This window comes from Streptomyces sp. NPDC014734 (assembly GCF_043083325.1).
In the GTDB taxonomy this organism is placed as follows: Bacteria; Actinomycetota; Actinomycetes; order Streptomycetales; family Streptomycetaceae; genus Streptomyces.
This window is the reverse complement of the sequence record NZ_JBIBYN010000010.1, coordinates 284,842-305,263: the sequence shown is the minus strand read 5'-3', so window position 1 is coordinate 305,263 and position 20,422 is coordinate 284,842. Positions and strand designations below refer to the sequence as shown.

8 protein-coding genes are annotated in these 20,422 nt (G+C 72.2%); 4 read left to right on the top strand and 4 right to left on the bottom strand.

What is annotated here, in order from left to right:
* Positions 1-27: 27 nt before the first annotated feature.
* A complete protein-coding gene (locus ACF1CT_RS18930) occupies positions 28-10,827 on the top strand; it encodes an amino acid adenylation domain-containing protein (protein WP_391784998.1) in 10,800 nt (3,599 codons plus the stop codon).
* Complete coding sequence (locus ACF1CT_RS18925) at positions 10,824-14,561, top strand: ABC transporter ATP-binding protein (protein WP_391784997.1); 3,738 nt, start codon at positions 10,824-10,826, stop codon at positions 14,559-14,561. The genes ACF1CT_RS18930 and ACF1CT_RS18925 overlap by 4 nt, the downstream gene beginning before the upstream one ends.
* Before the next feature lie 307 nt (positions 14,562-14,868).
* Here the strand turns inward: ACF1CT_RS18925 and fusA are convergent, their stop codons facing one another.
* On the bottom strand, positions 14,869-16,965 hold the full coding sequence (fusA, locus tag ACF1CT_RS18920; protein ID WP_391784996.1) for an elongation factor G: 2,097 nt from the start codon (positions 16,963-16,965) through the stop codon (positions 14,869-14,871).
* Between the two features lie 140 nt (positions 16,966-17,105).
* The gene (locus tag ACF1CT_RS18915; RefSeq protein WP_391784995.1) at positions 17,106-17,315 is read right to left on the bottom strand and encodes a hypothetical protein; all 210 of its coding nucleotides are present in this window, start codon (positions 17,313-17,315) and stop codon (positions 17,106-17,108) included.
* A gap of 178 nt (positions 17,316-17,493) precedes the next feature.
* Between ACF1CT_RS18915 and ACF1CT_RS18910 the strand changes: the two genes are divergently transcribed.
* A complete protein-coding gene (locus tag ACF1CT_RS18910; RefSeq protein WP_391784994.1) occupies positions 17,494-18,126 on the top strand; it encodes a class I SAM-dependent methyltransferase in 633 nt (210 codons plus the stop codon).
* A gap of 25 nt (positions 18,127-18,151) precedes the next feature.
* Here the strand turns inward: ACF1CT_RS18910 and ACF1CT_RS18905 are convergent, their stop codons facing one another.
* Both ACF1CT_RS18905 and ACF1CT_RS18900 read right to left on the bottom strand, forming a co-directional pair.
* The gene (locus ACF1CT_RS18905; protein WP_391784993.1) at positions 18,152-18,421 is read right to left on the bottom strand and encodes a hypothetical protein; all 270 of its coding nucleotides are present in this window, start codon (positions 18,419-18,421) and stop codon (positions 18,152-18,154) included.
* Positions 18,422-18,601: 180 nt separating this feature from the next.
* On the bottom strand, positions 18,602-19,489 hold the full coding sequence (locus ACF1CT_RS18900; protein ID WP_391784992.1) for a DUF2510 domain-containing protein: 888 nt from the start codon (positions 19,487-19,489) through the stop codon (positions 18,602-18,604).
* A 139-nt stretch (positions 19,490-19,628) separates the two neighbouring features.
* Here ACF1CT_RS18900 and ACF1CT_RS18895 point away from each other — a divergent pair, with 139 nt between their 5' ends.
* Positions 19,629-20,408, top strand: coding sequence for a crotonase/enoyl-CoA hydratase family protein (locus ACF1CT_RS18895; protein ID WP_391784991.1), 780 nt, complete (start codon positions 19,629-19,631; stop codon positions 20,406-20,408).
* Positions 20,409-20,422 lie beyond the last annotated feature (14 nt).

Here is a 20,422-nt window from a genome sequence, read left to right as displayed (position 1 = left end):
CTGCCCGAGTTCATGGTCCCGGCCGCGGTGGTCAGTCTGCCCGAGCTGCCCCTCACCGCCCACCGCAAGATCGACAAGCGAGCCCTGCCCGCCCCGGACTATGCGGCGGTCGTGGCCTTCCGTGCCCCGCGCACGGAAGGCGAACGGGCTCTGTGCGCGATCTTCGCCGAGGTGCTCGGCGTGGAGAACGTCGGGATCGACGACAGCTTCTTCGAACTGGGCGGACACTCCCTGCTCGCCACCCGCGTCATCAGCCGCATCCGCACCGTCCTGAACGCCGAACTGCCGCTGCGCGCCCTCTTCGAAGGACCCACGGTCGACCGGCTGGCGCGCCGCGTCGAGCGGGCGGACACCGCACGGGCCGCGCTGCGTCCCGCCGTGCGGCCCGCCCGCGTCCCGCTGTCGTACGCTCAGCGGCGGCTGTGGTTCCTCAACCGCTTCGAAGGCGCCGAGGCCGCCACGTACAACATCCCCATCGCCCTGCGACTCACCGGGACGCTGGACCGGGACGCTCTGCGTGCGGCCCTCGACGACCTGACGGCTCGACACGAGACCCTGCGCACCGTCTTCCCGGAGAAACCCGACGGCACCCCCTACCAGAACGTGCTCCCCGTACCCCGGAACGTCGCCGAGGGAATCCCCGAGAACACGCGGATCACCCTCCCGGCCCGGCCGATCCGCGAGGACGAGGTCGCCGAGGCGATCGCCCGGACGACGCGGCGCGGGTTCGATCTGACCAACGAACGTCCCCTCCGCGCCGAGCTGTTCGTGATCGACGACACCACCCACGTGCTGGTCGTCGTCCTCCATCACATCGCCGGTGACGGCTGGTCCATGGTCCCCCTCGCACGCGACCTGGCCACCGCATACGCCGCCCGGGCCGCGGGCGGTGCCCCGGAGTGGGAGCCCCTGCCGGTCCAGTACGTCGACTACGCGCTCTGGCAGCGCGACGCCCTCGGCGAGGAGTCCGACCCGGAGAGCCCGCTCGGCCGGCAGATCGGTTACTGGAAGCAGCAACTGGACGCCCTGCCGGAGCAGTTGGAGCTGCCGTTCGACCGGCCTCGCCCCGCGGTCCCCACCAACCGCGGCGGCCTCGTGCCGTTCACGCTGGACGCGGATCTCCACCGGAGGATCACAGATCTCGCCCGTGCCTGCGGCGCCAGCGAGTTCATGGTCGTGCGGGCCGTCCTCGCGGTGCTCCTGTCACGGCTCGGGGCCGGTACGGACATCCCGATCGGCTCGCCGATCGCCGGACGTACGGACGAGGCGCTCGACGATCTCGTCGGCTTCTTCATCAACACCCTGGTGCTGCGCACCGATCTGTCCGGCGACCCCACCTTCCGTGAACTGATCGACCGTGTGCGCGAGACCGATCTGGGGGCCCACACCCACCAGGACGTGCCCTTCGAACAGCTGGTGGAGGTCCTCAACCCCGTCCGGTCGATGTCCCACCACCCACTGTTCCAGGTGATGCTCGCCTTCCAGAACAACGAGCAGGCCGAACTGGGCCTGCCGGGGCTCACCGTGTCCGCCGCCGCGACGCCCATGGACGTCATCCAGTTCGATCTGGCCGTCACGCTCGGCGAGCGGCGCACGGACGACGGAGGCCCGGCCGGGCTCATGGGCGCCTTCCGCTACGCCACCGACCTGTTCGACCACGAGACGGTCGAGGCGATGGCCGAGCGGTTCCACGGCCTGATCCGGCAGGTGGTCGGCGACCCCGAGTTGCGGATCGGCGCCGCCGACGTACTTCGGCCGGGCGAGCGTGAGCGGCTGCTGCACGGCCTGAACGACACCGCGGCCTCGGCCCCGGACCTCACCGTGCCCGGTCTCTTCGCGCGCCGGGCCGCCGCGACACCGGACGCCACAGCCGTGGTGCACGGCAAAGTGGCGCTTTCGTACGCGGAGTTGAACGACCGGGCCAACCGGGTCGCGAGTTGGCTTGCCGAGCGCGGTGTCGGGCCGGAGCGGCGTGTGGCGCTGACGCTGCCGAGGTCGGTCGACCTGGTGGTGGCACTCCTCGGCGTGCTGAAGGCCGGGGGCGCCTATGTGCCCATCGACCGGGACCACCCGGCCGCGCGTGTGGATTTCATGATCCAGGACTCCGACGCACATCTGGTGCTCGGCCCGGACGACATGGCGGGCGGCTTTGCCGACCACGCGGCCGGCGGGCCCCCGGTGTCCGGTCCCACGCCCGGCGATCCGGCATACGTGATCTACACATCGGGTTCGACGGGCACGCCCAAGGGTGTGGTCGTCCCGCACGCGGCACTGGCCAACCAGCTGACTTCGCTCCTGGAACGGCTGCGGCTGACACCGGACGACCGGGTTCTTGCGTTGGCGACGGTCGCCTTCGATCTCGCCACCATGGAGATCCTCCTGCCGCTGCTCGCGGGCGCGCGCCTGGTGCTCGCCGAGAAGGACGAGGCGTCCCGGCCCGCACTGCTGCGGGAGCTGATCAGGAGTGCGGGGGTCACCCTCATGCACGCGACGCCTTCGCTGTGGCAGACCTTGGTGGCGCACGACCCGGATATGCTCCGGGGGCTGCGGGCGCTGGCCGGTGGTGAGACCCTGCCCGTCGGCCTCGCCCAAACCATGTGCGAGTACGCCGAGAGCGTCATCAACGCATACGGTCCGACCGAGGTCACCATCGTCTCCACGCTTGCCGAGGTGACCAACGGCCCCGGGGTTCCGCCCATCGGACGCCCGCTCGCGAACACCCAGGTGTACGTTCTCGACGCGTCGTTGCGGCCGGTGCCCTCGGGCACCATCGGGGAGCTCTACATCGCCGGGCACGGCCTGGCCCGCGGCTACCTCGGCCGCCCCGCGCTGACCGCCGAACGCTTCATGGCCAACCCCTACGGTCCCGCCGGTTCACGCATGTACCGCACTGGAGACCTCGTCCGCTGGAACGGTGTCGGCAACCTCGAATACGCCGGACGCGCGGACGGCCAGATGAAGGTCCGCGGCTTCCGTATCGAGCCGGGCGAGATGGAGGCCGCTCTCACCCGTCACCCGGACGTCGCCCAATCGGCCGTGGTGGTCCGGGAGGACCGACCGGGAGACAAGCGCCTGGTCGCGTACGTCGTGCCCGCCCACGCAGGGGCGTCCGTTCACGGCGAGGCATCCGTGAACCCGGCCGAGCTGCGCCGTTCCGTTGCCGCGCTTCTGCCCGACTACATGGTGCCGGCCGCGATTGTGCCCCTGACCGAGCTGCCGCTGACTCCCAACGGCAAGCTCGACCGGCGCGCGCTGCCCGCACCGCGGTACGCGGCCTCGGAGCGCCGCCCCCGCGACGGCCGGGAGGAAGCCCTCTGCGCGATCTTCGCCGAGACGCTCGGCCTGGACCGGGTCGGCATCGACGACGGCTTCTTCGACCTCGGCGGGCACTCGCTCCTCGCTACCCGCGTGGTCAGCCGGATCCGCACCGTCCTCGGCGTGGAGGTGCCGCTGCGGGACCTGTTCGACGCGTCCTCGGTGGCGCGGCTCGCGGAGCGCATCGCGGGCGCCGGAGCTGCACGGAACGCCCTCGCGCCGGCCGTGCGCCCGGAGACGGTGCCCCTGTCCTTCGCCCAGTCGCGTCTGTGGTTCCTGAACCGTTTCGAGGGCGCCGAAGCCGCCACGTACAACGTGCCTCTCGCCTTCCGCCTGGCGGGCGAGCTGGACCGGGAGGCGCTGCGGACCGCGCTGCGGGACGTCGTCGTACGCCATGAGTCGCTGCGCACGGTCTTCCCCGAGGGCGAGGACGGCGTGCCCGTCCAGCGTGTCCTGGACGCGGCGGACGCCACGGTGGACATGCCGGTCAGGGAGATGAGCGAGGAGGACATCGACGGCGCGATCGCGGCGACGGCCGGACATGGCTTCGACCTGAGGTCCGAACCACCGGTCAGGGCCGCCCTGTTCGCCCTGCCCGACGGAGCCCATGTGGTGTTCGTGCTGCTGCACCACATCGCCGGTGACGGGTGGTCGATGGCGCCGCTGGCGCGGGATCTGGCGGAGGCGTACGAGGCACGGGCCGCCGGGCACGCACCGGAGTGGCAGCCGCTGCCGGTGCAGTACGCCGACTACGCGCTGTGGCAGCGTGAGCTGCTCGGCCGCGAGTCCGACCCCGACAGCCTGCTGAGTCGTCAGATCGCCTACTGGAAGCGGCACTTGGCAGATCTTCCCGAGCAGCTCGCACTCCCGGCCGACCGCCCCCGCCCCGTGGTGGCGTCCTTCCGGGGCGACCAGGTGGAACTGGACGTGGACGCGGAGGTCCACACCCGCCTGACCGAGCTGGCCCGGGAGTCCGGCGCGAGTGTGTTCATGGTGGTGCGCGCGGCCTTCGCCGCGCTCCTGTCGAGGCTCGGGGCCGGTACGGACATCCCGATCGGTTCCCCGATCGCCGGACGTACGGACGAAGCGCTGGACGACCTCGTCGGCTTCTTCGTGAACACCCTCGTACTACGGACGGACCTCTCCGGCGCTCCCACCTTCCGCGAGCTGGTGGAGCGGGTCCGCGAGACCGACCTTGCCGCGTACGCGCATCAGGATGTGCCGTTCGAGTACTTGGTGGAGGTCCTCAATCCGGAACGCTCGATGTCGCGCCACCCGCTGTTCCAGGTGATGCTGGCGTTCCAGAACAACGAAACGGCCCAGCTCACCATGCCGGGCCTCGACGTGGAGAGCCTCACGGCCACGGGCTCCGCCAAGTTCGACCTGTTCCTGAGCGTCGCCGAGCGCACCGCCCCCGACGGACGGCCCGACGGCCTCACCGGCGTCCTGGAGTTCTCCACCGACCTCTTCGACCGGGCGACGGCCGAGAGACTTGTGGAGGGGTTCGGCCGGGTGCTCGCCGCGGCGGTGGCCGATGCAGACCGCCCGGTGGGCGAGCTGGAGGTGCTGTCGGACGTCGAGCGGCGCGACCTGCTCAAGTTCCCGAACACCATGGAAGTCGCGGTTCCGTGGGTGTCTTTGCCGGTGGCGTTCGAGCAGCGGGTGGCGCGGACGCCCGAGACGACGGCGGTCGTGTTCGAGGGCGTGGAGCTGTCGTACGCCGAGGTGAACGCGCGGGCGAATCGTCTGGCCCGTGTGCTGGTGGAACAGGGCGCCGGTCCCGAGCGGGTCGTGGCGCTGATACTGCCGCGTTCGGAGTGGTTGCCGGTGGCGTTGCTGGCCGCGGTCAAGTCGGGGGCGGCATACCTGCCGGTGGACCCGGCCTATCCGGCCGAGCGCATCGACTACATGCTCCAGGACGCCGATCCGGTGTGTGTGCTGGGCTCGGAGGAGACCCTGGCGCGGCTGCCCGAGGGCCTGGCGGGGCGGGGTGTCGAGGTCGCGGCGGAGACGGTGGCCGGGTATGCGGATGCCGATCTGTCGGCGGCGGAGCGTGGTGGCCGGCTGCGGCCGGAGCATCCGTTGTACGTGATGTACACGTCCGGGTCGACGGGGCGGCCGAAGGCTGTGGTGTTCCCGGCCGGGGCGATGACCAACCTCCTTGCCTGGCACCACCGAGGCCGCGCGACCCGGGTGACGTCCGGCGTGACGGCCGGGGCGTCGTCCGGGGTGACCACCGCCCAGTTCACCTCCATCAGTTTCGACGTCGCGGCACAGGAGATCTTCACGGCCCTGTGGTCGGGCGGAACCCTCGCGCTGCCGCGTGAGGACGTCCGCAAGGACGCCGCCGAGCTGGTCCGCTGGCTTCACCGGCACGACGTGCACGAGCTGTACGCGCCGAACCTGATGATCGAGGCCGTCGCGGAGACGTCGTGCGAACTCGGTCTGCCGCTCCCGGCGTTGATGGATGTGGCGCAGGCCGGTGAGGCGCTGACCCTGCACGGTCCGGTGCGGGAGTTCTTCGCGTCGGTGCCGGGCCGGCGGCTGCACAACCACTACGGTCCGACCGAAACCCACGCGGCGACCGCACTCTCCCTGGAGGGTGATCCGGCGGAGTGGCCGGTGCTGCCGTCGATCGGCGCACCGGTGGCGAACAGCCGTGTGTATGTCCTGGACGAGGCTCTGCGTCTGGTGCCGGTGGGTGTGGCGGGTGAGCTGTACTTGACGGGTGCGCAGTTGGCGCGTGGGTATCTGAATCGTCCGGGTCTGTCGGCGGAGCGGTTTGTGGCGGATCCGTTCGTGGGTTCGGGTGAGCGTATGTACCGTTCGGGTGATCTGGGCCGGTGGCGGGCGGATGGCACGGTGGAGTTTCTGGGGCGTGCGGACTTCCAGGTGAAGGTTCGTGGGTTCCGGGTGGAGCCTGGTGAGGTCGAGGCGGTTGTCGCGTCGCATCGGGATGTCGCCCAGGTCGCGGTGGTGGCCCGTGAGGACGGGCCCGGCGGCAAACGCCTCGTCGCCTATGTCGTGCCCCGCGAGGGCGAGGAGGCCGACGCCGCCGGCATACGCCGCTTCCTGAGCGGCCGGCTGCCGGAGTTCATGGTCCCGGCGGCGGTCGTGGTCCTGGACGCGCTGCCCCTGACGGCGAACGGCAAGCTGGACCGGCGCGCCCTGCCCGCACCCGAGTACGGGGCGGCCGGTGCGGGCCGTGGTCCGCGCAACGGCCACGAGCAGGTGCTGTGCGCGGCCTTCGCCGAGGTGCTCGGGGTGGAGAAGGTCGGGATCGACGACAGCTTCTTCGATCTGGGCGGTCATTCCCTGCTCGCGACTCGTCTGATCAGCCGTGTCCGTACCCGTCTGGGCGTGGAACTGCCGCTGCGCGCGCTCTTCGAGGGACCCACCGTGGTCCAGCTCGCCGAGCGGGTGGCGCAGGCGGGCGAGGCCCGCACCGCGCTCGTGCCGATGGAGCGCCCGGTCGAGGTCCCGCTGTCGTTCGCCCAGCGCCGGCTCTGGTTCCTGAACCGTCTGGAGGGCGAGACGTCATCGACGTACAACCTCCCGATCGCCCTGCGTCTCACCGGAACCCTCGACCGGGACGCCCTCGCCACGGCTCTGCGCGATGTCATCACCCGCCACGAATCGCTGCGCACGGTCTTCCCCGAGGGCACCGACGGCACCCCGTACCAGCACCTCCTGGCCACTGGTGATGCCTGCCCGTCCCTGATGGCGGTACCGGTCTCCGGGGCGGAGCTCGCCGACGCGGTGGCGGCCGAGACGTCGCGCGGCTTCGACTTGGCGTCCGAACCGCCCCTTCGCGCACGGCTGTTCGCCGTGGACGAGGCCGCGCACGTCCTGGTTGTGGTGTTGCACCACATCGCCGGTGACGGCTGGTCCCTGGAACCCCTGGCGCGGGATCTCGCCGAGGCGTACGAGGCACGGGCCGCCGGGCACGCACCGGAGTGGCAGCCGCTGCCGGTGCAGTACGCCGACTACGCGCTCTGGCAGCGCGAGCTGCTCGGCGACGAGAACGACCCCGACAGCCTGCTGAGCCGACAGCTCGCCCATTGGCAGACCCAACTGGCGGCGCTGCCCGCACAGTTGGACCTGCCCACCGACCGGAGCAGGCCCACGGCGTCCTCGTACCGGGGCGAGCTCGTGGAGTTCGCCCTCGACGCGGAGTTGCACGGCCGTCTCGCCGGGCTGGCCCGCGCGTCGGGCGCCAGTGTGTTCATGGTGGTGCAGGCGGCCTTCGCCGCACTCCTGTCGCGGCTCGGCGCGGGCACGGACATCCCGATCGGCTCGCCGGTGGCGGGCCGCACGGACGAGGCACTCGACGGCCTGGTCGGGTTCTTCGTCAACACCCTCGTGCTGCGCACCGATGTCTCCGGTGACCCCACCTTCCGCGAGCTGGTGGAGCGGGTCCGCGAGACCGACCTCGCCGCGTACGCACACCAGGACGTGCCCTTCGAGCACCTCGTCGAGGTCGTCAATCCCGCCCGCTCCACCTCCCGGCACCCCCTGTTCCAGGTCGTGCTGAACTTCCAGAACAACCCCCGTGCCGACATGCGGCTGTCCGGTGTGACGCTGGAGCAGCAGGGCACACCCGCTGACACGGCGAAGTTCGACCTGTCGCTGAGCGTGCACGAGACGGAGGACGCGGACGGCGGTGAAGCAGGGCTCAACGGCGCCTTCGAGTTCGCGGTCGACCTGTTCGACCGGGTGACGGTCGAGGGGATCGCCGAGCGGTTCGGGCGGCTGCTGGCCGCCGCGACGGCCGAACCAGACCGGCCGGTCGGGGAGCTGGAGATCCTCTCCGCCCAGGAGTACGAAGACCTGCTGACGGGTTGGCAGGGGGCTTGCGAGGACGTCACGGAACGCACCCTGGTCGACCTCTTCGAGGACCAGGTGGCGCGGACACCCGAGGCAACGGCCCTGCTGTTCGAGGAAGTTGAAATCAGCTACGCGGAGCTGAACGCCCGCGCGAACCGCCTGGCCCGGTACCTGATCGGGCGGGGCGCGGGACCCGAGGCCACGGTGGCCCTGGTGCTGCCGCGCTCCGCGGACACCGTTGTGGCGATGCTGGCGGTGCTGAAGGCGGGGGCGGCCTATCTGCCCGTGGACCCGCGGTACCCGGCCGCGCGCATCGCGCACATGCTGGCGGACGTCCGGCCCGCGGTGGTGCTCACCGCAGCGGCCGAGCGGGACCGCGTGCCGTGTGCCGCATCCGTCCTGGAGGACGTGGCCGCGGAGGTCGCCCGGGAGTCCGGATCAGACGTGACGGACGCGCACCGGCCGCGCCCCCTCCTGCCCGGCCACCCCGCGTACGTGATCTACACCTCGGGCTCCACGGGCCGGCCGAAGGGCGTCACGGTCGCACACGCGGCGGTCACCGGCCATCTGCGCTGGATGGCCGAGGAATACCCGCTGGACGGCTCGGACCGCGTGCTCGTCCGGACGGCGTTCAGCTTCGACGCGTCGGTGTGGGAGACATGGCTGCCGCTCCTGACCGGGGCCTCCGCCCACGTGGTGTCCGACGAAGTGGCCACGGACGTACATCAGTTGGCCGATCACATCAGTGGCCACGGCATCACCGTCGTCCAGGTCGTGCCCTCCCTGCTGTCCGAGCTGTGCGCCGCCGCCGTCACGGTGGGCGGCACGTCCGTGCTGCGGCGGCTGTTCGTGGGCGGCGAACCACTGCCCGCCGCCCTGGCAGAACTCGCCCGGGAAACGTGGCACGTACCGTGCGTCAACCTGTACGGACCCACCGAGTCCACGGTCCAGGTCACCCACCACGAGGCGCGGATCGCCGCGCTGGGCGCCGACGGCCGCGGTGAGGCGTACCTGCCGGTGGGACACCCCGTGCGCAACGTACGCGCGTATGTCCTCGACGACCGGCTGCGGCCGGTGCCCGTTGGCGTCCCCGGCGAGCTCTACGTCGCCGGGGCCCAGTTGGCGCGCGGATACGCGGGCCGCCCCGGCCTGACGGCCGTACGGTTCGTGGCCGACCCGTACGGCCCCCCGGGCGCCCGTATGTACCGCACCGGTGACCTCATGCGCCGACGCCGCACCGGCGACCTGGAGTTCCTGGGGCGCGTCGACGAGCAGGTCAAGCTGCGGGGCTTCCGGGTCGAACTCGGCGAGGTCGAGGCGGCGCTGACGGCGCAGTCGCAGATCGCCCGCGCCGCCGCCGTGGTCCGCGAGGACAGGCCCGGTGACCGGCGTCTGGTCGCGTACGTCGTGCCCGCCGACGGCACCGCGCTCGACCTCACCGAGCTGCGGGGGCGCCTCGCCTCCGCCCTGCCGGACTTCATGGTGCCTGCGACCCTGGTGGCCCTGGACTCCTTCCCCCTCACCCCGAACGGCAAGCTCGACCGGCGCGCGCTGCCCGCCGCCGAGGTGCGTGCCGGCACCGGGCGCGCCCCGCGCAACCCTCAGGAAGAGGCCCTGTGCGGCCTGTTCGCGGAGGTCCTCGGCGTGACCGGGGTCGGGATCGACGACAGCTTCTTCGACCTCGGTGGCCACTCGCTGCTCGCCATTCGCCTGCTCAACCGCATCAGAACGGTGTTCGGCGTACGGGTCTCGCTGCGGGCGCTGTTCGAGGCGCCCACCATTGCGGGCCTCGTCCAGCGGTTCGACGGCGACGACATCGGCGACGGCCTCGCCGTGCTGATGCCCATGCGTGCCGACGGCAGCCGGCCTCCGCTGTTCTGCGTCCACCCCGCGAGCGGTCTCAGCTGGGCCTACGTGGGCATGCTGCAGCACCTCGGCCCCGACCAGCCGGTGTACGGACTCCAGGCGCGCGGCATCGCGGAGGAGCAGCGGCTGCCCGGCTCACTGGAGGAGATGGCCGCCGACTACGCGGAGCGGATCCGCGAGGTCCAGCCCTCGGGCCCGTACCACCTCCTCGGCTGGTCCTTCGGGGCGCTCGCCGCGTACGCCGTCGCGACGGCCCTTCAGGAGCAGGGCGAGACAGTCGCCTACCTGGGGCTCCTCGACGGCTACCCGCGCGACGACGAGCCGGGCGGGCCGGATGAGCCGGACGGGCTGGACGAGGTGACCATTCTGCAGGGACTCCTGCACGACATGGGCATTGACGACGACCTGCGCGACGGCACCGTGCCGCCACTCGTCAGGGCAGCGGAGCTGCTGCGCCGCCAGGGCGGCGCGCTCGCCGGACTCGACGAGAGGACGCTCGCCCGGGTCGCGGCCGTCTGCGCCAACGGCATGCGGGTCTCCGCCCGGTTCCGTCCCGCGGTACTCCGCGGCGACATGGAGTTCTTCACGGCGGCCCGCGGACGCCCCGACCGGCTCGACGCCCGCACCTTGTGGGCCCCGTACGTGGAGGGACGCATCACCGAACACTCCGTGGACTGCACGCACCTCGAACTCGTCACGTCGGGTCCGCTCAAGGAGATCTCCGGCGCGGTGGCCGCGAAGCTCGGCGCGCTCGCGGCGGGCGAGGACGGGCTCGCGGGCGAGGACCAGGGGCTTGCCGGCGACGAGGAAGGCAAGTGACGTCCTCCACCCAACGGCGGGAGTCGCGTCGCAGCGACGTGTCCGGCACGTCGGGCGCACCCGGTGCATCCGGCATGCGGGGCATGTCCGCCGCCCCCGGCGCGCCGATACGGCGCCTCCTCGGCTGCTGCCGCCGCTACCCACGCACCATCGCCCTCACCCTCGGCGCCACCGTGGCCGCCATCGTGGCAGCAGCGGCCGTGCCGCTGATCTCCCGGGCCATCGTCGACCGGGTGATCCTCGCGGACGAACTCCCGTTGCTGCCCTGTCTGCTGGTGCTCCTGCTGGCCGGCTTCGCGCGCTTCGGCGCCGGCGCCGCCCAGCGCTGCCTGGCGGCGCGGCTGTCCTGCGACGTCCAGCACGACCTGCGGATGCGTACCTTCACCGCGCTCTCCCGCCTGGACGGCGCGGGCCAGGACGCCCTGCAAACGGGCCAGGTCGTCAGCCGGTCGATCTACGACCTGTCCATGGCGCAGGGCCTGCTCGCGATGCTGCCCACCATCCTCGGCAGCGTTCTGCTCCTCATCCTGTCCCTCGCCGTCATGCTCGCCCTGTCGCCGCTGCTCACCCTGGTCATGCTGCTCGTCCTGCCGCCGCTCCTCCACACGGCCTGGCACAGCAGCAGACGCCTGTACCCGGCCACCCTGGAGGCGCGGCAGCGCGAGGCCGCCGTCGCCTCGGTCGTCGACGACGCGGTCGCCGGCGTCCGTGTCGTCAAGGGGTTCGGGCAGGAGGACCGTGAGCTGCGCAGGCTCGGTGCCGTCGCGAACGCCCTGTTCACCGCACGGCAGGGCGTCATACGCCTCAACGCTCTGTACGGGTCGACTCTGCAGGCCCTGCCGCTCCTGGGCCAGGTCGGCATCCTCGCCACCGGGGGCTGGATGGCCTCGCGCGGCGCCATCTCCCTCGGCACGTTCGTCGCGTTCTCCACCTATGTGGCCCAGATCGTCTCGCCGCTGCGCGGCCTGGCCACCGTGGTGACCGGCCTCCACCAGGCGCGGGCCAGCGTCGTCCGAGTCCTCGAAGTGATCGACACCCGCCCCGGCATCACGGACCGCCCCGATGCGCGACAGCTGCCGCCGGGTCCTCTCGGCATCGAGCTGACCGACGTCACGTTCGGGTACGAGGGGGCCGAGGCACACCACGACGAGGAGACACGCGCGGACGCACGCCCCGTGCTGAACGGACTCTCCCTCACCGTCCGGCCGGGCGAGACGCTCGCCCTGGTCGGAGCGCCCGGCTCCGGCAAGTCCACGGTCTCGCTGCTGCTGCCGCGCTTCTACGACGTGCGGGGCGGAGCCGTGCGCATCGGGGGCAGCGACGTGCGTGACCTGGCCCTCGACTCGCTGCGGTCCGCAATCGGCCTGGTCCCGGAACACAGCTTCCTGTTCTCCGGAACCGTGCGCGACAACATCGCCTACGGCCGCCCCGAGGCCACGGACGCCCAGATCACGGCGGCGGCCACGGCGGCCGGCGCCGACGGCTTCATCCGCGAGCTGCCCCACGGCTACGACACCACCGTCGGCGAACGGGGCTTCACCCTCTCCGGCGGCCAACGACAGCGGATCGCCCTGGCCCGGGCCCTGATCACCGAACCTCGCGTCCTGCTGCTCGACGACGCCACCTCGGCCGTCGACCCCCGCACCGAGGAGGCGATCCATGCCGAGCTCCGGAAGGTCATGCGGGGCCGGACCGCCCTGCTCGTCGCCCGCCGCCGCTCCACCCTTCGACTCGCCGACCGCATAGCCCTCCTGGAGGACGGCACGGTCGGCGACACCGGCACGCACGACGAGCTCATGGCGCGCTCGGCGGCGTACCGGGACCTGTTCGCGTGCGCCGCCCCGGACGACGAGGAGGCCGGACGCCACGACGCGGCAGCCCGTACCGCCGCTCCGTACGACGAGTTGGTGCCCTTCGGCACCGGCCCGGCCCTCAGCACGGAAGCTCTGCGGCGGGACGCCGCCGTCCCGCCGCGGCTCGCCGCCCTCGCTCCCACCGCCACCGCGCCCGTCCTCGAAGCGGAGCCCGGCTTCGGCCTGCGCGGTCTGCTGCGCCCCTTCCGCCGCGCGCTCGTCCTGGGGGCGGTGTTCGTCCTGCTCGACGCCCTGGTGAGCGTGTTCGTTCCGTTGCTCATCCGCACGGGCATCGACGACGGCATCCAACAGGCGGCCTCGCACGTGGTGTTGGCGACCTCGGTGGCCGCCGTCGCCATCGTGCTCGCCGGCTGGGCGGTCAGCATGGCCCAGATCAGGACGAACGGCCTCCTCGGCGAGCGCCTCCGCTACGTGCTGCGGCTGCGCGGCTTCGCCCATCTGCAGCGCCTCGACCTCGCGTACTACGAACGCGAGCTGTCCGGCCGGATCATGACCAGGATGACCGCGGACGTGGAGTCGGTCGCGGCGTTCGCCCAGACCGGCTTCGCCACCGCGGCCGTCAGCCTGATCTCCACCGTCTGCGTGATGACCGTGCTGCTCGTCCTGGACTGGCGGCTCGGCCTGGTGGTGTGCGCGGGCCTGCCGGCCCTGGCCGTCGCGACGGCGCTGTTCCGGTGGGTGGCCGCAGGAGCGTACGGCGCCGCCCGCGACACGTCCGGCGCGGTCAACGCGGAGCTGCAGGAGCACGTCGCGGGCCTGCGCATCGCCCAGGCCTTCCGCCAGACAGAGCGCGGCGCCGACCGGTTCGCCGACAAGAGCGCCGCCTACCGCGCGGCCCGGTTGCGCGCCCAGTGGTACGCAGCCGGCTACTTCGGTTTCGTGGAACTCCTGCCGGGCGCCACCGCCGCGTGCGTCCTGGCCTTCGGCGCGGACCGGACCCGTGACGGCGGCCTCACCATGGGCCTGCTCGTGGTGTTCCTTCTCTACGTGGACGTCCTGTTCTCCTCCGTCCTGCAGCTCTCCCAGGTCTTCGACGGCTACCAGCAGGCGTCGGTCGGGCTCAGCCGCATCCTGGAGCTCTTCGCAACCCCTACCGGCACTCCCCGGGCCCTGCAACCGCTACCCGTAACCCAGCTGAAGGGCACGATCGACTTCGAAGACGTCCGCTTCCGGTACCCGGGCGCGACCCGCGACGCGGTGGACGGGGTGCGCCTGAGCATCCCGGTCGGCCGGACCGTGGCTTTCGTCGGAGAGACCGGCGCGGGCAAGTCGACACTCGTGAAGCTGGTCGTCCGGTTCTACGACGTCACTGCGGGAACCGTACGCGTGGACGGGCACGACCTGCGCACGCTGGAACTCGGGGACTACCGGCGCCGCCTCGGCATTGTCCCGCAGGAACCACACCTGACGGGTGGCACGGTCTACGACGCCATCGCGTACGGACGTCCTGGAGCGGCCGAGGGCGACGTGGAGGCGGCGGCGCGTGCCGTTGGAGCTCACGAACTGCTCTCCCGACTCCCCGGTGGCTACCGGCACCCCGTCGGGGAGGGCGGCCGCACCCTGTCCGCGGGCCAGCGCCAACTCATAGCCCTCGCTCGCGCCCAGCTGATCTCGCCGGATGTGCTCCTCCTCGACGAAGCAACCTCGGCCCTGGACCCGGTGACCGAAGCAGCCGTCTCCGACGCCATGGCCAAACTCGCCGAGGGACGCACCTCCCTGATCGTCGCCCACCGGCTCACCACCGCCGCCCGCGCGGACCACATCGTCGTCCTGGCCGCCGGTGCCATTGCCGAGGAGGGCACCCACGCCGATCTCCTCTCCCGCAACGGCCCCTACGCCCGTCTGTGGCTGGCGCGCTGACGGCGGCGGACTGCCGCCCCTCGTCCTGCCCGTCGTCTCCCCCCGCACCTCACCAGGGGGCCATCACGGCCAGCCGTTCCGGGAGGACGTCCCGTCTGAACGAGGGACAGTTCATGACGTGCCGAGTCATGGACGTTTCGCCGGTTGCCCGTCCAGCTCCGGTGACCTCAAAGGCTGGGCAGAGGTCCAACGGCACTGCCCGGCCGGTGCGCGGCGCGCAGGTCCCGGCCGTCGTGGCGCTCAACGGCTTCGCCGCCGCCCCCGCAGCGGCCCCGCCCGCGTACGGGCGGGACCGCCCGCCGGTCGGCTACCGGGGCGGCGCCCCGTGGACCGGTGCGATCGGCGCCGGGGCGTACCCGGTGGCCCGGGTGGTGAATGTTCCCCGGCCCCGGGTGCGGCTGCGCAGCCGCGTGGCGTAGCCGAACAGCTCCGCCAGCGGCACGGCCGCGGTGATCACCGACGTACCGGACCGGGCGACCGAGCCCGAGACCCGTCCGCGCCGCGCGGCCAGGTCGCCGAGCACCCCTCCCACGGCGTCCTCGGGCACGGTGACCGTCACCTCCACCACCGGCTCCAGCAACGCCATGCCGCCGTTGCGCAGCGCCTCACGGAGTGCGAGTCGGCCGGCCGTCCGGAACGCCATCTCGGAGGAGTCCTTGGAGTGGGTCGCCCCGTCCGTCAGGGTGACCCGCAGCCCGGTCACCGGGTGACCGGCGAGCGGACCCTCGGCCAGGGCGTCCCGGCAGCCCGCCTCCACGGCCCGGACGTACTCCTGCGGCACCCGGCCGCCGACGACGGTGGACCGGAACACGAAGCCCGTCGCGGCGCCGCCGGCCTCACCGGGGGTGTCCAGCGGCGCGGTGTCGAGCACCAGGTGGGCGAACTGGCCGGCGCCCCCGTCCTGCTTGACGTGCCGGTACACCAGCCCGGACACGCCGCGCACGACGGTCTCCCGGTACGCGACCCGGGGCCTGCCGACACCGACCTCCAGCCCGTGGGCGCGGCGGATCTTCTCCACCGCGACCTCCAGATGCAGTTCACCCATCCCCGACAGCACGGTCTGGCCGGTCTCGGGATCGGTCCGGATCGTCAGCGACGGGTCCTCCTCGACCAGCCGCGCCAGGGCCGACACCAGACGGTCGGTGCCCACGCCACGACGCGCCTCCACCGCCACGGAGACGACCGGGTCGGCCACGGAGGGCGCCTCAAGGACCAGAGGGGCCGCCGGTGCGCACAGGGTCGTCCCGGCACGGGCCCCCTTCAGCCCGATCACCGCGACGATGTCCCCGGCCACCGCCCGGTCCACATCGCAATGCCGGTCCGCCTGGATCCGCAGGATCCGGCCGACGCGCTCACTGCGCCGCGCACCCGCGTCCAGCACCGTGTCCCCCTTCCGGACGGTTCCCGAGTACACCCGCAGACAGGTGAGCCGCCCCGTGGCCGTCGAGTTCACCTTGAACGCCAGCGCGGCGAACGGCGCCTCGGGATCTGCGGGCCGCTCCTGCTCCGCACCGTCCAGCGTGCCGCGCACCGCGGGCACGTCCGACGGGGAGGGCAGATAGGCCACGACGGCATCCAGCAACGGCTCGATCCCGCGGTCGCGGTAGGCCGAACCGCACAGCACGACGACGCCCTCACCCGTGCGGGTCAGGTCGCGCAGGGCCGCGGCCAGCGTGTGCGCGGACACCGTCGACTCCGCGCAGAACTCCTCCAGCGCCGCCGGATGGAGTTCCGCCACGGCCTCCTCGAGCAGCCGACGACGTCGGTGCGCCTCCTCGCGCAGGGCGTCCGGTACCTCCCCCTCCTCGTACGTGCCGTGATCGTCCGGCCAGACCAGCGACCGCATGCGCAGCAGATCGACCACGCCGGTGAACCCGCCCTCGGCTCCGATCGGCAACTGCACGACCAGCGGAACAGGGTGAAGCCTGTCGCGTATCGACGACACCGCGGTGTCGAGGTCGGCACCGGCACGGTCCAGTTTGTTGACGAAGGCGATCCGGGGCACGCCGTGCCGGTCGGCCTGACGCCACACCGACTCGCTCTGGGGTTCGACTCCGGCCACGGCGTCGAAGACCGCGACCGCTCCGTCGAGCACCCGCAACGAGCGCTCCACCTCGTCGGAGAAGTCGACATGGCCCGGAGTGTCGATGAGGTTGATCCGGTGGTCGTCCCAGGCGCAGCTCACGGCGGCGGCGAAGATGGTGATCCCGCGATCGCGTTCCTGGGGGTCGAAGTCGGTGACGGTCGTCCCGTCGTGGACCTCGCCGCGTCTGTGGACGGTGCCGGTGGCGTACAGGATCCGCTCGGTGACGGTGGTCTTGCCCGCGTCGACGTGGGCGAGGATGCCCAGGTTGCGAACACGGTGGAGCGGACTGGTGGAACGAGGAAGCAGGTTGGTGCGCACGGCCCATGGCCTTTCGGGATGATGCGGGATCGGGCGGCGCGATGTGCCGACGATCCGGCCCGAGGCGGCGCCCGGAGGAACCCGGGCACCGGCAACCGCATCGGCATACGGCCGAAGCGGTGACTCGGATCGAATCGGGGTCAGTTGCCCGTCACGGGCATCCGGTGCCGACCGCGCAGCGGGCACCGGCGGCACCGGGACACCAGGATCACCTCGTACCGTGAGCGGGGGGAGACGGCGGCGGTGCGGTCGCACATGGCCGGTCCTCCCTCGTCCTGTCCTGTCACGGTGTGCGCCCGGTCGTCCACTCGTGGCGCGTGATCGGTGGCGAGTGTAGTGAACCCGGGCACCGGCGGAGTATCGGTTTTTCCGGAGCCGCCCGCACCGTGACCGGACGAAGTCGGCACCGCGCCGGTCGTGCACGGCGGACGGCGGTTGGACACGGCCCGGGGGAGTCGGGCGTTGATGACCGTCCCGGATGATGCGACGATCGCGAGAAGTCGCCGGAGCGAGGAAGGGACCGCATCGATGGACGGAGACCACGGCCGATCGGCCGCGGCGGTGTTCGACGCTCTCGGCGTCGAGTACGAGCGGGCATTCGCCGGTTCGGCCGGCCGGCACGCCTCGCTCCGGCGTCTGCTGGGTGAACTCCCGCCGAGTGGCCGGGTGCTGGACGTCGGCAGCGGAACGGGCCGGCCGACCGCGTCGACCCTGGCCGAGGCCGGCCACATCGTACTGGGCGTCGATGTCTCGCCCGTCATGGTGGAACTGGCGGCGAGTCAGGTGCCGGACGCCTCGTTCGTCTGCGCAGATATTCGCGAACTGACCCTGGAGGAGGGAGGGTTCGACGCGGTGTGCGCGTACTTCTCGCTGTTGCAGATGGGGCGCGACGACCAGGAGCGGTTGCTGCGGAAGCTCCGGCGGCTCCTGAAGCCCGGAGGTGTGCTGGCGGTCGCGACAGTGCCGCTGGACGTCGAGGACGTCCCGGTCGTCTTCATGGGGCAGGAGATGCGCGTGTCCAGCTTCGCCCCCGACGACTTCCTCGCGACGGTCACCGCGGCCGGATTCTCCGTGCTCTGGGAACACAGTGAGTTGTTCACCCCGGCCCACGGAGCGGCCGTCCCCGAACCCGAACTGTTCCTGCACTGCTGTCCTGACTGACTCCCGGGAGCTTGCGCCCGGCCCCTCAGAGTTTCCGGGAACGCCCGGGCCGCCACGGTCCGGGCGTTCCCGGATGCGGGCGGAGGCCGAGTCGGCCCCGCCACCGGCCCAACGCCCGGGTGCCGCAGCCGCACCACTCGGCGGGGGAGAGGAGCACGGGCTGGCTTCCCCTCGTCACCAGAGCGTTGACCGGGGTCATCGGATCCGTCGCCATGGTCTTGGCCAGCAGTACCCCGATGACCAGCGGGCCCAGGGTCACGGCCAGGGCAGTGCCCGCCGTGGTCATGTGCTGCATGCGGCGACGGTGCGGTACGTCGGGAACCATGGCCGTCATTCGACCGGACCCGGCCCGAGGGCGGATCGGGCGAGGTACTCAGCCCGGCCGTCCCTCGTACTCAGTTCCGTCGTACGCGCGGTGCGGGCCCCGCCGGACGCGATCCGTCCGAGGGGGCCCGTGCGGGGCGCGGGGCAGCTCTCAGACGGTGGTGCCCGGCCCGGACCGCGCCCCGGAGGCAGCCTTGATGCCCTTGGTGATGTCGTCCATCACGGAGAGCGGCGGTGCCTTGGGATCGATGTCGAAACCGGAACGGACGACGATCATCGTGTCCTCGGAACGGGGGGACGGGAAGGCCAACGACTGGACGTACCCGTTGTCGCCGTTCTTCGTCACCACCTTCCACCGCACCAGGTAGCCCTGACGGCCGGCCACCGTGACCGGCTCGGACTTGAGCTGCTCGTGCGAGGTGATGCCGCCGTAGATCTTCTCGCCGTAGGACTCCTCGGCGTTGGCGGAGATGTCCTGTGCCGCCGTGGCCTTCGCCGTCGTCGTGTCGAGCTTCAGCGACTTCGCGGGCATGGAGAACACTCCGCCGCGCACGCACTGCTCGGAGGTGTCGCCCGGGCAGGGGTACTCGCCCGTGGTCACCCCCGCGCCCCCGATGCCCGACTGGCCCTTCCAGCCGTCCGGCACGGGAAGGCCGATGCCGCTGAGCAGATCCGTGGCATAGCCGTCCTCCACCTGGGGCCGGCCCTGGCCCGGCACCCCGTCCTCGCCGCGCCCGCCGCCCTCGCGTCCACCGCCGCCGGGTGCGCCGGAGGGCGCGGCGGACGGGCCCGTGGCCGCGTCCCGCTTCGGGTCGCCGGAGCGGTCCGACAGGAGGAAGAGGCCGCCCCCGACGGCGGCGAGCACGACCGCACCCACGGTGATTCCGGCGCCGACGCGCATGCGGCGCCGCCGGACCGCGGCGGGCGGCACGCGGAGGTGGTCGGTCCAGCGATTGCCGTCCCACCAGCGTTCGTGCAGGGGACCGATTCCTGTATGCCCGGGGTCGGGATGCCAGCCGGGCGGGCTCGTCTGGGTCACACCGCCCACCGTAGAGCGATCACGTGAGAATCAGATGAATCCGGTGGAAGGGAGTGTGCTCCGTGTGCACCATCGGGGTACGTCCCGGCGCGGGGTTTCGCGCCGGGCCCCTGCGCAACCCCTTGCGGGAAGGCGGACGATGAACGAGAAACCGGCGGTGCGGGTCGAGCGCGACGGCCCCGTGCTCACCGTGATCCTCAGTCGGCCCGAGGTGCGCAACGCGGTGGACGGTCCGACGGCGGACCTGCTCGCGGATGCCTTCCGCGCCTTCGACGCCGATCCCGAGGCGTCGGTGGCGGTGCTCTGGGGCGAGGGCGGCACGTTCTGCGCGGGTGCCGATCTCAAGAGCATCGGTACCGGCCGCGGCAACCGGGTCCGGGCCGAGGGCGACGGGCCCATGGGGCCCACTCGTATGAGCCTGAGCAAGCCGGTCGTCGCGGCGGTGTCCGGACACGCGGTGGCCGGGGGACTGGAGCTGGCCGTGTGGTGCGATCTGCGGGTCGTCGAGGAGGACGCGGTGTTCGGGGTGTTCTGCCGCCGCTGGGGCGTGCCGCTGGTGGACGGCGGGACCGTGCGGCTGCCGCGTCTGATCGGTGAGAGCCGGGCCATGGACATGATCCTCACCGGACGTCCCGTTCCTGCCCCCGAGGCGTATGCGATGGGGCTCGCCAACCGGATCGTCCCGCCGGGCGAGGCCCGCGGCGCCGCGGAGCGCCTGGCCCGCGAACTGGCGGCCTTCCCGCAGTTGTGCCTGCGCCACGACCGGCTCTCGGTGCGGGAACAGCACGGCCTCGGTGAGAGGGATGCCCTGGCGGTGGAGCATCGGCACGGCCTGGTGCCGTTGACGGCCGGGGAGACCCGGGCCGGTGCCGCCCGGTTCGACGGCGGTGCGGGCCGCCATGGTGCCTTCGGCGACTGAACGGCCCTTCGGCG

Coding starts and splice junctions, on each gene's coding strand:
- ACF1CT_RS18910 (WP_391784994.1), top strand. CDS start 17,494: ATGGACGGAGACCACGGCCGATCGGCCGCGGCGGTGTTCGACGCTCTC.
- ACF1CT_RS18905 (WP_391784993.1), bottom strand. CDS start 18,421: ATGCAGCACATGACCACGGCGGGCACTGCCCTGGCCGTGACCCTGGGC.
- ACF1CT_RS18895 (WP_391784991.1), top strand. CDS start 19,629: ATGAACGAGAAACCGGCGGTGCGGGTCGAGCGCGACGGCCCCGTGCTC.